The sequence below is a fragment of the Vibrio sp. 10N.286.49.C3 genome, from assembly GCF_041469545.1.
Taxonomy (GTDB): Bacteria; Pseudomonadota; Gammaproteobacteria; order Enterobacterales; family Vibrionaceae; genus Vibrio; species Vibrio tasmaniensis_A.
Genome location: NZ_JBFRKT010000012.1, coordinates 19,790 through 34,443 on the forward strand (window position 1 = coordinate 19,790; position 14,654 = coordinate 34,443).

The 14,654-nt window shown below is 43.6% G+C and carries 12 protein-coding genes; 7 read left to right on the plus strand and 5 right to left on the minus strand.

From position 1 onward, the window contains the following. Window positions 1–74 precede the first annotated feature (74 nt). The 3 genes from prpB to AB4180_RS07155 form a co-directional block, all read right to left on the minus strand. Entirely contained in the window at window positions 75–971 is an 897-nt protein-coding gene (gene prpB / locus AB4180_RS07145) for a methylisocitrate lyase (RefSeq protein WP_017082680.1), read from the minus strand. 100 nt (window positions 972–1,071) lie between these two features. After that, window positions 1,072–1,791, minus strand: a complete 720-nt coding sequence (locus tag AB4180_RS07150; protein ID WP_017071741.1) for a GntR family transcriptional regulator — start codon at window positions 1,789–1,791, stop codon at window positions 1,072–1,074. A 379-nt stretch (window positions 1,792–2,170) separates the two neighbouring features. Next, window positions 2,171–3,292 (minus strand): multidrug effflux MFS transporter, encoded by a 1,122-nt coding sequence (locus AB4180_RS07155; protein ID WP_157936328.1) that lies wholly within the window; start codon window positions 3,290–3,292, stop codon window positions 2,171–2,173. Window positions 3,293–3,390: 98 nt separating this feature from the next. Between AB4180_RS07155 and AB4180_RS07160 the strand changes: the two genes are divergently transcribed. Continuing rightward, complete coding sequence (locus tag AB4180_RS07160) at window positions 3,391–4,155, plus strand: helix-turn-helix domain-containing protein (protein ID WP_102250522.1); 765 nt, start codon at window positions 3,391–3,393, stop codon at window positions 4,153–4,155. A gap of 31 nt (window positions 4,156–4,186) precedes the next feature. Here the strand turns inward: AB4180_RS07160 and AB4180_RS07165 are convergent, their stop codons facing one another. After that, window positions 4,187–7,357 carry an HD domain-containing phosphohydrolase gene (locus AB4180_RS07165; RefSeq protein ID WP_065682189.1) on the minus strand — a complete coding sequence of 1,057 codons (3,171 nt, stop codon included), beginning with the start codon at window positions 7,355–7,357 and terminating at the stop codon, window positions 4,187–4,189. A 450-nt stretch (window positions 7,358–7,807) separates the two neighbouring features. Here AB4180_RS07165 and AB4180_RS07170 point away from each other — a divergent pair, with 450 nt between their 5' ends. The 5 genes from AB4180_RS07170 (at window position 7,808) to AB4180_RS07190 (ending at window position 12,472) form a co-directional block, all read left to right on the plus strand. After that, a complete protein-coding gene (locus AB4180_RS07170; RefSeq protein WP_009846588.1) occupies window positions 7,808–8,779 on the plus strand; it encodes a tripartite tricarboxylate transporter substrate binding protein in 972 nt (323 codons plus the stop codon). Window positions 8,780–9,024: 245 nt separating this feature from the next. After that, entirely contained in the window at window positions 9,025–9,525 is a 501-nt protein-coding gene (locus AB4180_RS07175; protein ID WP_102250523.1) for a tripartite tricarboxylate transporter TctB family protein, read from the plus strand. 10 nt (window positions 9,526–9,535) lie between these two features. Beyond that, the gene (locus AB4180_RS07180) at window positions 9,536–11,056 is read left to right on the plus strand and encodes a tripartite tricarboxylate transporter permease (protein ID WP_004733593.1); all 1,521 of its coding nucleotides are present in this window, start codon (window positions 9,536–9,538) and stop codon (window positions 11,054–11,056) included. Between the two features lie 191 nt (window positions 11,057–11,247). Beyond that, a complete protein-coding gene (locus tag AB4180_RS07185) occupies window positions 11,248–12,006 on the plus strand; it encodes a sulfite exporter TauE/SafE family protein (protein WP_102250524.1) in 759 nt (252 codons plus the stop codon). Window positions 12,007–12,280: 274 nt separating this feature from the next. After that, entirely contained in the window at window positions 12,281–12,472 is a 192-nt protein-coding gene (locus AB4180_RS07190; protein ID WP_004733590.1) for a hypothetical protein, read from the plus strand. Window positions 12,473–12,641: 169 nt separating this feature from the next. Here the strand turns inward: AB4180_RS07190 and AB4180_RS07195 are convergent, their stop codons facing one another. Then, window positions 12,642–13,055: a VF530 family DNA-binding protein gene (locus AB4180_RS07195; RefSeq protein ID WP_004733589.1), complete on the minus strand. Its 414-nt coding sequence runs from the start codon at window positions 13,053–13,055 to the stop codon at window positions 12,642–12,644. Between the two features lie 425 nt (window positions 13,056–13,480). Here AB4180_RS07195 and AB4180_RS07200 point away from each other — a divergent pair, with 425 nt between their 5' ends. Further along, the gene (locus AB4180_RS07200) at window positions 13,481–14,641 is read left to right on the plus strand and encodes an HD-GYP domain-containing protein (protein WP_019350759.1); all 1,161 of its coding nucleotides are present in this window, start codon (window positions 13,481–13,483) and stop codon (window positions 14,639–14,641) included. The last annotated feature ends 13 nt before the right edge of the window (window positions 14,642–14,654 follow it).

The following is a 14,654-nucleotide window of genomic DNA, read 5'->3' on the forward strand; positions in this document are numbered from 1 at the left end:
CATCGGTACTGGATATGGCGACTAACCATTTCACGTTATTGGATTAAGTTGATTTTTGATTAATTGAAACTGGTTTACCCTTCGCTTGAAAACAACTGATCAAGCTTGTTCTCGTAGTCGTGGTAATTCAGGTGTTCGTAAAGCTCTTTACGGGTTTGCATTGAATCCAACAGAGCTTCTTGATTGCCTTCAACTAACAAGTGCTTGTAAACATTCTCCGCCGCTTTGTTCATCGCACGGAACGCACTCAATGGATAAAGCACCATGTCGACACTTGATTGGGCTAACTCGTTACAGTTGTAGAGTGGTGTTTGGCCAAACTCAGTTATGTTAGCCAAGATAGGCACGTGCTTACCCGTTGCTGATTTCAGCGCTGCCGAGAACTTCACGTACTGGTCGAGCTGATTCATCGCCTCAGGGAAAATCATGTCCGCGCCCGCTTCAACACAAGCTATCGCTCGTTCAATCGCACTATCAATGCCTTCAACCGCCAATGCATCGGTACGAGCCATAATCACAAAGCTGTCATCGGTTCTGGCATCGGTTGCCGCTTTGACTCTATCGACCATCTCTTGTTGGCTCACAATCGCTTTATTTGGCCGATGACCACAGCGTTTCTGAGCGACTTGATCTTCCATGTGAATTGCTGCTGCGCCTGCCTTCTCCATAGCGCGAATCGTACGTGCAATATTGAATGCGCCACCAAATCCCGTATCGATATCCACCAGCAATGGCAGATCACACGCGTTGGTAATACGTTCAACATCCACCAACACATCGTTCAATGTCGTAATACCTAAATCAGGCAAACCATAAGACGCATTGGCGATACCTCCACCCGACAAATAGATCGCCTGATGCCCTAAGTTCTTTGCCATCATCGCGCAATACGGATTCACCGTACCGACGATCTGCAATGGGTCGTTGTCTTGCACAGCTTGTCGGAACTTAGCTCCTGCTGATAACTTCATAATGACGCTCCCTGTTAATTGTTTATTTCTAGCTAATCTTTAAGACTTACGGCTTTTGGTTATCGCCAGCACTGATCCGCTGACAGATTCCAATGGCCGCTTAATCAAGATCTTTGGATTGAATTTGTTGCTCTATAAGCAATCGGCTACCCGAGATGTGTCGTCGCATTAGCATTTCTGCTAGCTCTTCATCACGGTTACGAATTGCTTGTAGAATATATTTATGTTCATCGAGCGCCTCTTTTGGTCGAGACTGAGCCCTAGGCGATTGATAGCGATACATGCGTAATAGGTGATAAAGCTCATCACACAGCAGCGAAATGAGTTTGCTGTTACGACTCGCTTTGATAATGCGGTAATGGAAATCAAAATCCCCATGTTGATGAAAGTAAGAAGAACCTTCGACTTCATCGATGTGCTTTGAGTGTGTCGACAATAATCCTTCAAGCCCGATAAGCTCTTCTTGCGTGATATGTCGCGCTGCCAAGCGAGCCGCCATGCCTTCCAATGCCTCTCGCACCGCGTAAAGCTCTAGCAGTTTGTCTGCCGAAAAAGTAATAACTCGAGCGCCGACATGTGGAATACGTTCTATCAGGCCAAGTCCTTCAACACGCATTATCGCTTCACGTAATGGACCTCGGCTTACCTCAAAGCGTTTAGCCAATTCAGGTTCCGAGATCTTACTGCCCGGAGCTAATTCACCGTTAACAATCGCCTCAACGAGGTACTCAGTCAGATTTTCCGACTTGGTGTTTTCTTTGTCGCTCACACGTGTTTTCGTGTTTGCACTTAAGGTGAGGTCTTTTATCGCAGTATTCATATTCACGCTGCTCACTTCTGATTGCCGACCCTAACTGTCAACAATTTCATAACATGAACATAAAATACACGATCGAATTGTCGACAATCAAGTAGATTGTCGACAATTTAGACTAAGGTAGTATTTTTTATAGACGATAAAGTTTGTTAGAAAACACGCAAATAATGATTTAACCAACTGTTAATAAATGAATTAACCTAGGAGAGGCTCAACAAACCCTTACTTACCCTACAATTATTAGAAATCGATGTGTCGACAACTTGCCATCCACCTTTTAGATATAGTATTCATTTCTACTCATCAGCGATTTAGACCAAAAAAAAGAGAAGCAATGATCGCCTCTCTTTATTATTCACAAGGTTAACACTCTCAAAATAGGTTAATCACGAGACATCAACATGGTACTTGCCAATAACGACATTCCTATTAGCACTACCCCTAAGTTACCAATCTCACCAGCAAGCCCTAGTCCCCCACCAATTAAACAGTAATAAAACAATCCTAGAACCGCCCCTGCCGTGCCTGCTTGCTGTTTATAATTGACCAACGCCGTACTGAATATATTAGGACTTGCCATACCAAACCCTACAACCACAGCAGCCATTCCTAGTAGAAACCAAAGGCTGTCTTGGTAAAAGTACACCTGAACAGCCCCAACAAAGCTGATTAACACCGCGATCTGAATGAGTCGTTGGGAACCCCATTCTTTTACTAGCAATCGTTTATTCATCGAGCTTCCTAAAACGGAGGCAGCCGCCAAGATCACGCCACTGTAACCAAATTCTATGGAACTTAAGCCAAATTGGCTGAACATAAATGGTGCTAAAGAATAATAGCTAAACATCATGACATTAAAGCAAGCCACAAGAATCGCACTTTTCCAAATATCCCTATCTTTTAGCATTACCGTGAAAATACCAATAAAGCTGACTGTTTTAGTATCAGCAGGTTTCGTTTCGGGTAAAGAAAAGGCCGATACGATCAGCAATATAAAAGCCATGACAAGCAGTAAACTGAACACCACTAAGTGTCCAAAATATTCAGCAATCAATCCTCCTGACATTAAGCCAACAACAGGGCTGATTGATACTGCAACAATTGCTAGCGAAAACACTTTCCCTAGCTCTTTGCCTTCATAGCTATCTCGCAGTATTGTTTGACCAATAACTGAGCCTACCGCTGCCCCAAAAGCTGAAACAACCCGCGCAATCATGACCATATCAAATTGAGTTGCCGTGATGGCTAACAGGCAACCAACACCATAAGTAAACAAACCACACAACATCGCTTTTCTGCGGCCAATAAGATCAGAAACTCGCCCCCAAAAAACAACACCCACAGCAAAAGCAATAAAGTAAATCGACAAGGTTTGACTTGCACTTGCCATTGATACACCAAAATAATCAACTAAGTTCGGCAATACTGGGCTGTAGATAGTTTCAACAATTTGGGGGAACATCAGCAGAATGATGATCAGTCCCATATGGGGTTTTTTATTCATATTATTCTCTTCTAAAACTGGAATAAGAGAAGTATATGGATTTCATTTGTGTTCAAATATCAACAGTAGAACAACAAACATCAAAATAAGGACAAATCATGTTGATCGATGACAACACACCTTTTTATGTTGATGGAATGCCCTATCCCTTTGTCGGCATTGCCGCCCAAGTCGGCAGGCACGATTCTGGTATGCATACACACAACCGTGCACAATTGTTATTTGCACCACACGGTTGCATCAGTATTACCCTCGACGGAATGCATTGTGTGTTGCCGCCCACCAAAGTTGCCTGGATACCCGCGGGAATTGAGCATTGTGCAACCATGACCAATGTCGTGGCCTATCGTTCGCTTTATTTTGATCCTCTTCGCATTAAAAACTTGCCTGAAGAGTTAAGTATTCTTAACGTCACACCACTACTAAAGGAATTGAACGAACGAATGGCTTTTTGGGATTGGGATAAACCTAATGAAGAGCAACAAAACACATTGGCGTTGTGTTGCGAGGAACTTTCTTACGCAGAAAGGAACGAGCTAACGCTGCCTTTACCCAAAGATAAACGATTAGCGTTGTGGTTAGAAAAAGTAAAACTAGGAACACAGTTACCTCAACCACTCAATGAAATGGCCAAGCATATTGGAGCAAGCAGCAAGACCGTAAGCCGATTATTCATCAAAGAAACGGGGATGCCTTACCAAGCTTGGCGTCAACAATGGAGGCTGTTAAGTGCCATTGAGCAATTGTCAGAAAAAAAGAGTGTCTCTGCGGTTGCCCACGAGTTAGAGTTCTCCAGTGACAGTGCGTTTATTCATTTCTTTAAGCAACACACCGGAGAAACCCCAACTCACTACATGAAGTGACGTCAACAGCCATTCATGCTTTCTGGCAAAGTTAAGCAGCGACGCCTTCAACTACATATTTTGATAGGTCTATATGATCGATCTGTTCCGGTTTTAAATACGTTTCGGCATAACGGATATGTGTCCCGCTAGTTAGAAACAACCTAAACAGTTCTATATCGAGATGCTCGTCCAACGCCATTTTGTACATGATGTCGACAGCAACACTGATTGGCTTCGCTTTCTTGTACGGCCTATCCGCAGCAGTTAGCGCCTCAAAAATATCCGATATCACGAGAATACGTTCTGGAATTGAAAGATCATCGCCAGTTAACCTCCTTGGATACCCAGTGCCTTTGAGTGTTTCATGGTGCGTCGAAGCATAGCGAGGAACACGGCTTAGTTCTTTCGGGAATGGCAGGTTCTCAAGCATCTTAATCGTGCCAAGCATATGCTCATTTATCTTGAATCGGTCTTCAGCAGTTAACGTGCCACGTGCAATGCTCAGATTGTAGACTTCGCCTAAGTTGTATAGGTGCTCCGGCACATCCATTTTGATTTGATATTTCGGGTCGAACTCTAACGGCCTATCTCTTTTCACTATATGTTCAGGCTTATCACTTAACAGCAGCTCTGTCGCTGGCAAGCTTGAACTCGATTCTCGATTCAAGGCTTCTATCGGTGATAGACCAAGTTGGTCATCAAAATTACGCATCCAAGTCGTCTCAGCGATCGAACGAATACGAGCAACTTTGTCGTCACTCATGAACTCACCACCAACGTTCGACGTAGCGATAAAGGCAAAGTCATCTTGTAGCTGCTGCTTCGTTGCCGTAAGTTCATCGGCTATCAGTTGCGTTGATAGCGTACCATCAAGTTGTTTTCTCAAAGCGGTGATTTCCGCATCACGCCAAAGTACTTCAAATCGAGTTCTCACCTCGTGGATTCGGTTGTAGTTCGCTTCTAACTTCGTACCTTTATCGACGATGTGTTCCGGTGTCGTGATCTTGCCACAATCATGAAGCCAAGCCGCAATTCTAAACTCACGGCGTTCGTCATCATTTTTAAACTCAAAGTCTTTGAAGTGCTCAGACTGCGATTGTTCCGCCGCGTCAGCCAGCATCAAGCCGAGTTCTGGTACACGATTACAATGCCCTGCCGTATAAGCGGACTTATCATCGATCGCTTGAGCGATGAGCTTGATAAACGACTCAACAAACGCCTCTTGCATCTGTTCATGTCGTTTAATCTCCATAGCCATATCTTTTACAGCAACAGATAATTCCCACACTTCTTTGATTCGAGTATCAAGAATTGTCACGTTGTCATAATCACGCAGCTTAACCTTATGAGTCTCTTCCTCTAATTGGCGAATTGGATGCACTATCGGCGCACCAAAAACCCAAGCAATAGGCAACGTCAAACTCATCAGTAACACCGTTACACCAACAGAGGTTGCTAGACGTTTATTGACTGTACTGAAGACTTCAGATTCGGGAATCAATACCGCAAAATACTCAGAGTAGTGTTCGCCCGTGTCTATTTTCTTTAAATAGAGATGCTTGATCTCGCCATTCAACTCTACCCTTACCATACTGCCTTCAACCGTTGCTTCCTTAGTCAAATCATAAAGTTCAGTATAAGGAACCGTCGTATTCGTATTAAAGCCGGTATCATGCAGCCACTTTTTCGCTAAGGCATCAAGTTGTTCACCACTTAACTTACTGATAGCTTGATCAATGATTGGGAGCAATTGTTTATGCTTGCTCTGCAGCACCAAATGGAATTGGTTTGAGTAGTTCTGTTTTAGATCTTCTAGAGTCCCATTGACAACAAGGCCTGGCTGGAAAAACCTATCTAATGCAAACGAGAGTACGGGTTCTGCTTCTAAGAAAGCAAAGTTCTCTTCGCTTTCAATTGAATTAAATGCAGACTCTAGGTTTTCAAATTCAACTAAATCAATGTTCGGAAAATCCTCTCTCAACTTAGGAATAATTGACCACCCAGATAAAATGGCAACTTTTTTACCCTCAAGCTCGGCATAATTAGTGACAACCTTCGCGCCGACCCTTGTCACGATAGAAAATGGCAATTCATAAATTGGAGTCGTGTATAGGCCATCTATGCCATTATTTTTATAATGTTGAACCGATTGCAGGCCATCAATACTTCCTTCTTGAAACTTACTGACAAGCTCGCCCCAAGAGAAACCATTAACAAATTCAAACCTGATCCCTGTCATCTCACCAATCATTTTAAGAAGGTCTATCGCATAGCCGTTTGGTTTTCCCGCCACTGAAAAGTCCATCGGCCCCCAATCATTTTGATTAGACACTAACAGCGGAGGGGTATCGTTAATCAAGGCTTGCTGCTCAGACGATAGCATCAATGTTGATACATCAAACTCCGATTCCTGATTGTTAACCTTGAGGTTAGACGCAATAATATTACCCGATTTCGAATATAAGAAAGACTCAACCTTACTGTCTTCTGCTAAGCCAAGCGCCGTACCTGATAGTTTGCTAGCTAAAGAAGACAACACAATATCAATACCAATCACATGTTGAACTTCAGATTCGATTTTCGAATCAAACGCTAAAGAATAAGTTTGCCCGGTAATTTGTAAATGCTGGAAAAGATATGGCTGAGTTTTTTCGACCGACTGAACATTGGCAGAAACATACCAAGGCCTGGTTGTTGGAAGGTAGTTGCTCTGCTCCGTAGTTGAGTTTCTTAGCGTAAACTCTTGGTCAAAATATTTCGTCGTACGGACGCGCTCCTCCCCTATATTATGAATCTCAACCACAACCCAACGGTCTTTTTGTTGTGCACCGATTTTTTCTCTAACGACAGGGGCAGATTCTAGATTAATAATTTGGAAGAAGTTTTCATTAGATGAGCCAATGTAAATACTATAAAAGAGAGGGTTATCTTTAATTGCTTCTGAGAGAATACTACGCGACTCTTCTTTCGATATTTTGTTACTTATAGAACGTTTCACTGAAGAAAGTAAACGCGCGGTATTGGCTGCGTCAGAATCAACCGCGCCGATATAGTTACTCAGCTCTTGGGACACCATCGTCAACTTTGATAGGGTATTCTCAGTCGCCATTTTTTTACTGAAGTAATATTGCAGTGAAACCGCAACAACAGCGGTAAGAAATGTCGCGAGTAAAAACATTCCTCCAACAGTAAATCGTAACGAAATTTTTTTGTCTGTCATTATTCGATCCTTGAATAACCACTAGCTCAGAAATGTAACGTGCCAGCTATAATCATATTATTACAGTAGCACTGCACACCTAGCAACATATTATTCTATATATTAAAGAGCGCCTCTCCATATCACTCTTTGTGTCGCAATAAGTACCCTCTTTAATGATACACAGCAGTATAAAGCGACCAACAGTCAAAAGAATTGTTCACATAAACTCAAGAAAAACCTAGTTATTATTGCTAGAAGAATCCTACAGCCACCTCCCCGTGAACTTTATGAACAATATTAATCCAATGTTCTTTATTCTCAATATCACCGCATTACAGACATTTCATTAACACACCGTTAACTTTAACGTCATCTACTAAGCAATACCCTATTCGTGTATTTAGTAGCTGGATATAAAACATAAGTTTCTCTCCATTGAAGAGATCCCCTACATAAGGAACGTGAACCATGTTCAAGGCACTGAAACCTACTCTTGCGGCTTCTATTATCGCAGCAACCTTTTCTTTCAACACTTTTGCTGCTGACGTAGAAAAAATCCACTTCCTAATCCCTGGCGGCGCTGGTGGCGGTTGGGATATGACAGCTCGTGGTACGGGTGATGTATTGGTGAAATCAGACATCGTAGAAAATGTCTCTTTCCAAAACCTTTCTGGTGGTGGCGGCGGTAAAGCGATTGCTCACCTAATCGAGACGGCTCAACGCCAAGAAGACACGCTAATGGTGAACTCAACGCCTATCGTTGTGCGCTCGCTGACCGGTATCTTCCCTCAATCTTTCCGCGACCTAACACCAGTTGCAGCAACTATTGCCGACTATGGCGCAATCGTCGCGTCTGCGGATTCTAAGTACAACACTTGGGAAGACGTCGTTAAAGAGTTCGAAAGCAACCCACGTAAAGTGAAAATTGCTGGTGGCTCAGCTCGTGGCAGCATGGACCACCTTGTGGTTGCGGCAGCGTTCAAAGGCGAAGGTTTTGATGCTAAAAAAGTGCGTTACATTGCCTACGATGCTGGCGGTAAAGCGATGGCAGCACTGCTTTCTGGCGAAACACAGCTGCTTTCTACTGGCCTTGGTGAAGTGCTAGAGATGTCTAAATCTGGCCAAGTAAAAGTGCTTGCTGTGACGGCGCCAAAGCGTCTTGACGCTGCACCTAACATCCCAACACTGACTGAGTACGGCAACGAAACCGTATTCGCTAACTGGCGTGGTTTCTTTGCGGCACCTGGCACAAGCCAAGCGAAGATCGACGAGTGGAATGTAGCACTTGGCAAAATGTACAAAACCGATGAGTGGCAAGTGGTTCGTGACCGTAACGGTTGGATCGACAACTACAAAGCTGACAAAGATTTTTACGCCTTCCTAGAAGATCAAGAAAAACAGATGGGCGACCTAATGCGTGAGCTTGGTTTCTTGAAATAACCAACAACCATAGAGGGCCTATGTGCCCTCTTACTCTTTCCTTGTTTCGCCGTGCATGAGTTAACTTCAAACTCCTTTGTTTATTCGTAGACGTATTACTAACGCTTGCCGATTCGTTGTAAACGCAAGTGGCTGATAAACCAGTACCGTAATTCGCTTACCTTTGGTTAGTGATCCCAGACATTTCATTAACTCGCTCATGTACGGCTTTTTTACTTTTTATACCACCCCAAATGGAGTTGGATATGTCGGACTTACCAACCAAATTTCTGAGTAAGGAATCTTTGCTTTCGAAGGATCGCATCGGAGCCATGCTCTTTATGCTTGCGTGTTTATGCTATGGCTACCAAACCACGCTGATTCCTTTGTTCCCCGGTGACGAGTACGAACCCTTCACAGCAAGAACCTTACCTATCCTGCTAACGTTTATCGGCATTGGCCTTTCGTTGATCCTGCTTATAACCGGACAGCCAGATAAAAAAGTCACATGCGACACTACGCCGTTGAACCGGAAACTGCTTATTGGCTTCTTGGTGTTAATGGCTCTGTACGGTGTTGGGCTGACTTATCTTGGCTTTGTTTTAGCAACCAGCTTCTTCTTACTTGCAGGCTTTTACCTACTGGGTGAGCGCCGCAAAGCTGTCTTATTTGGCGCGTCGTTTCCTTTCGTTATCGCGTTCTTTCTTTTATTAACTCAAGGCTTAGATATCTACCTAGAGCCTGGTTTAATCTTCACTCTTTGGTAGGGATAACATTATGTTAGACGGAATTTTACAAGGACTTTCGACCGCCGTGATGCCAATGAACATCATGATGGTAATTGTTGGCTGCTTTGTTGGTACCTTTATTGGGATGTTACCGGGACTCGGTCCAATTTCAGCAATCGCGTTGATGATCCCGATTACATACGGCCTAGACCCTTCTTCTGGCCTAATCTTGATGGCTGGTGTGTACTACGGCGCTGTATTTGGTGGCTCGACGTCATCAATATTAATCAACGCTCCAGGTTGTTCTTCAACGGTAGTAACCGCATTCGATGGCTACCCGATGGCACAAAAAGGCCAAGCGGGTAAAGCACTTGCACTCGCGGCTTACTCTTCTTTCACTGGTGGCACACTTTCGGCAATCATGCTTTTGATTGCGGCTCCGGCTTTAGCCAGCGTGTCATTGAGCTTCCAGTCTTCAGACTACTTCGCATTGATGTTGTTAGGTTTATCGGCAGTAGCGGCGTTTGCGGGCCCAGGTCAGGTAATCAAGGCATGGATGATGACCATTCTTGGTTTGATGCTGTCTACTGTTGGCATCGACAAAGGCGTTGGTGTTGAGCGTTTCACGTTTGGTCTAACAGACCTGATGGATGGCTTTAGTTTCCTACTTCTTGCTATGGCAACCTTCGCTTTAGGTGAGACTTTAATGGGTATTTTGAAACCGGAGAAAGACACTAGCGGCGAAGAAAGCCAAAAGATGGCTGATATTGGTAGCATGAAAATTACCAAAGAAGAGTTCAAAGAAGTGGCGCCAGTTTCGATTCGCTCTTCTATTCTCGGTTTCTTTACCGGTGTTCTACCGGGCGCAGGAGCCACTATTGCGGCATTCCTAAGTTACGGTATGGAACGTAGCCTTGCGCCAAAAGACAAACAGAAAGAGTTTGGTAAAGGCAGTATTCGTGGTCTTGTTGCTCCTGAATCTGCAAACAACGCAGCTTCGAGTGGTTCATTCGTTCCGCTACTGACGCTTGGGATTCCCGGCTCTGGTACTACCGCAATCATGCTTGGCGCCCTAATCGCATACGGTATTCAGCCGGGCCCTCGCTTGTTCGTTGAACACCCAGATGTATTTTGGTCAGTCATCATCTCGATGTACTTTGGTAACATCGTACTGGTTATCTTGAATCTGCCTTTAATCCCTTACATCTCTAAACTGCTCGCGGTACCAAGAACGGTACTACTGCCAATGATTATCTTCTTCTCAATCACAGGCGTGTACTTGGTGTCTTTCAACACGATGGATGTTTTTGTAATGCTCATTGTTGCTATGGTTGCGATTGCGCTGAGGTTAGCTAACTTCCCACTTGCCCCATTACTCCTAGGTTTTATCCTTGGTGGATTAATGGAAGAGAACCTACGACGTGCATTGATGATCAGCGATGGCGAGCTGAGCTTCCTATGGGAACGACCAATCACGATGACGTTCACTATTCTGGCTGTGCTGGTACTATCTAGCCCAATCTTAGTCAAACTATTTAGAAGCTTTAAATCGAAACCAGTAGAAGTGTAAAACTCTACCAATTCAACGAAACCTCAACGAAAGGAGCCATTGGCTCCTTTTTTCAATTAGGTGCTCAATTTGAACCAACGGTTAAAGATGGTAGCAAACTCACAAACCTACCTTTACAACACACATGACACTGATATTCGTAACGAAATCAAGTAAGGTAAACGATCATTTAACGCATTGGATTCAAAACTATGGATTGGTTGATTCTATTCTTATCGGGAGTGATTGGCGGTGTACTTAACTCAATTGCGGGTGGCGGTAGCTTCATCACCTTCCCTGCGCTCTTGTTCGCTGGAGTTCCACCAATTGCAGCCAACGCGACCAATACCTTTGCTTCATGCGCTGGCTACATTAGCGGAGCCTACGCGCTACGCCACGAAATTCAATCTGGTACTAAGCAGCTAAAACTGACCATTGGTTTGTGTGTAATTGGTGGTGGCATCGGAGCATTTCTACTGCTGCACACACCAGAAGCCCTGTTCACTCAATCCGTTCCTTGGCTACTGCTATTTGCTGCTTTGCTTTTCACGTTTGGTGGCACACTCAATAAATGGCTTAAGCAAGCAACAGTAAAACATAAGCACGCCACCAGCGCAGGGGTATTCTTTTCCGCTTTATTGCTTTTGGTCGTGTGTATCTATGGTGGTTACTTTAACGCAGGTTTGGGGATAGTAACGTTGAGTTACTTAGCTCTGGCTGGTTACACCAACATCAACGTAATGAATGGCATCAAACTGCTCGTGTCTGCGTGCGCATCACTCGCGGCAATCGTGTTCTTTGTTGTGAATGGTTCGATTGATTGGCCGTCTGGCATGGCAGTATTATTTGGTACATTGGTTGGTGGTTATTATTCAGCAAAAATCTCTCGCCGCATCCCTCAACACTATGTTCGTACCACAGTGATCATCGCGAGCTTTTTGATCACCGCTTACTTTTTCTATGCTAACTAGGTTCTATGTTAAGTGAGTTCTGTGCCAACTCGGTTTTAAGCTAACCAGACATTAGGCTCAATAAGGCTTGCGACTGAAAAGATAAAGCAAAAAGACTCCACCCTTCTCATACCGATTTCGCTATTTTATTGCTTATAAAATAGCCAAAGCAAAATGTGTGAGGCGAGTCCTTCAATTAGCAAATTTGATAACAATTTAGACTGTTTTTTAGCCTTTATTTTGCCAAAGGTGGGATAATTCTCCAGTCGAAAGTGAGACTTCATTAGGAGGCGTTATGAACATTAAACTCGGTCATGTCATGTCATCAAGTCGACTCATTTGCTTTGTCGCTTTTCTTGCTGCCACATTCGCGTGGATTCTAAAAATGCCCGCTCTGTTTTCTGTGTCAGCGCTATTCTTACTGATCAGCGCCATTGTTTATGTCGTTGACCTTTGGAAGAATCAAAGAAAGAACCGCGAAGCTTAAGACGAACGACTAAAGCGACACGCACTAAAAAAGGAGCACTTAGGCTCCTTTTGTATTTTGCAGTCAAGGCTTTGGCTATCTTACGATGCTCAACTTACGCCTTTACATAAAGACGTTAAAACTAACGACGCCCTATTACTAGCAACGCATTTCTATTAACGACGCCCTATTAACGACGAAAGTTACGACCGTTGCCGCCGCGGCGCTCTTTAAATGCAGACGCTGCTTTAGCTTGTGATGCTAGAATCGATTCAACCGTCAATTCCATTGGCTCACGAGGCTCTAACCCGTGACGGAATGTACGTGAACGCGGAGGCATCTGGTATTCGATATCTGAAGCTTTAGGCATACGCTTGAAACGGTAAAGGTAGAAGTTTTCTACTTTCTCACGAGCCCATTCAGTCTTCTTCAGATATTTAACAGCACTTGCCACCGTTGGCTTAGTGTTAAAGCAGTTCATGCGCATTGCTGCATCCAAAATTTCCCAACCGTAATGATCCACTAATTCAGTGATCATAGTATCTAGCTTTAAGCCGTGCAGTGGGTTGTTTTGTTGCAGTTCGATTCTTTCTTCTTCAGTCATATCTTTACCTTTTCCAAGGCAACTAAAGGCCTTGAATATACTCTAGAACACCGTCATCACTGACCATATCTAGCTCAATCATTTGGGCATTACATCCATTGCCCTTATCTATGCCTTTATGATGGCATAAAGCATGCTCGTTATCCTATTTATCTTTCAATTTAATTTTAAAATGGTCACTTATCATCCTAATGTTGCGTGCAATACCGCCATGCACTCCCGACGAATGCTTCTCTTAGATTTCGACCAAATTCGTTCAAGTTAACAAAAACCATGATAGAAGCATGAAATATCCCTAATTTAAGTAATGAATTATAAATTTATTAGAACGCAGTGTTGCTAATTAACAGCACGATGCTATGTTAGAAGTGGTATAGAAACCTACAAATAACGATACTAAACAATGATATAATTATAAATAAAGGTTGGCTTTGACCATGTTTGACTACTCCAAAATCAGCAGAGTAGCCGCCCAAGATAAAGACATTATCGCCATCGTTGATGATCTCTTTCGGCTAGCTCGCGAATATTACCCCATTCTGTCTAGGCTCTCGGTTGTGCTATGCAACGAAAATAGAGCGTCGAATTACTTTGTTTCGGATACTCTGTGCCAAGAAGCCGAACATCGCCATGTCGAGCAAGAACTTACGCCAGAATCGGCTTTGTCGCGCATGGCTAAGTCTTTAGATACCCGGATCATCAACGACCTCACCACCATTAGCTCAACCAAACAAATATCTCACCTACTCGATCTTGGTCATCAAAGCAGTTATACAACACCGATTCATCATCAAGAAAGTAATCTTGGGTTTGTGTTTATCAATGCTTCATCGACAGGATTTTTTGCTAACCAAACTATTCAGTGTGATATCGCCTATCTCACTCAAGTCATCTCTAGCCTTTTCGTTCAGTGGTTTGAGCGCCAGCGTCACTTTCAATCTTCTTTAGCGATCGCTTTAAATATGGGTCATGCTCGAGATCCAGAAACCAAAGAACACCTAATTCGCATGGGTAAATACAGTGAGCAAATTGCTCGCACTCTGTCGCACACCAAAAGAGAAATTACCCATCAATTCATTCATCGAATTCGGTTGTATGCGCCCTTTCACGACATCGGAAAGTATCGAATTCCAGATAAAGTGTTATTCAGCAGCGCGCGCTTTAATGAAGAAGAAAGAAACATCATGAACAATCACACCTTATATGGCGAAGAGATGATTGATGACGTGGTTGCCCTATCCCACCACAGCTCGATGTGCAGTGAAGAGATTCAATTCATTAAGAATATTGTGCGCCATCATCATGAACGGTTTGATGGCTCAGGATTACCTGATGCTTTGAGTAACACAGCGATACCACTAGAGGCTCGAATAGTGACATTAGCCGATGTATTCGATGCGCTGATGAGCAAAAGAGCTTATAAGCACGCGTGGTCACTCGATGAAGTGATGGAATACATAGAAGCGCAGAACGGTTCAATGTTCGACCCAGAGTGTGTTGTGGCTCTTAAACAGAACCTAGACGGCTTTATGGCAATTCGGGAGCAATACAATGACGATGCTCAGCCGCATTTAATGACAGCTTAAACTATGGCACCTT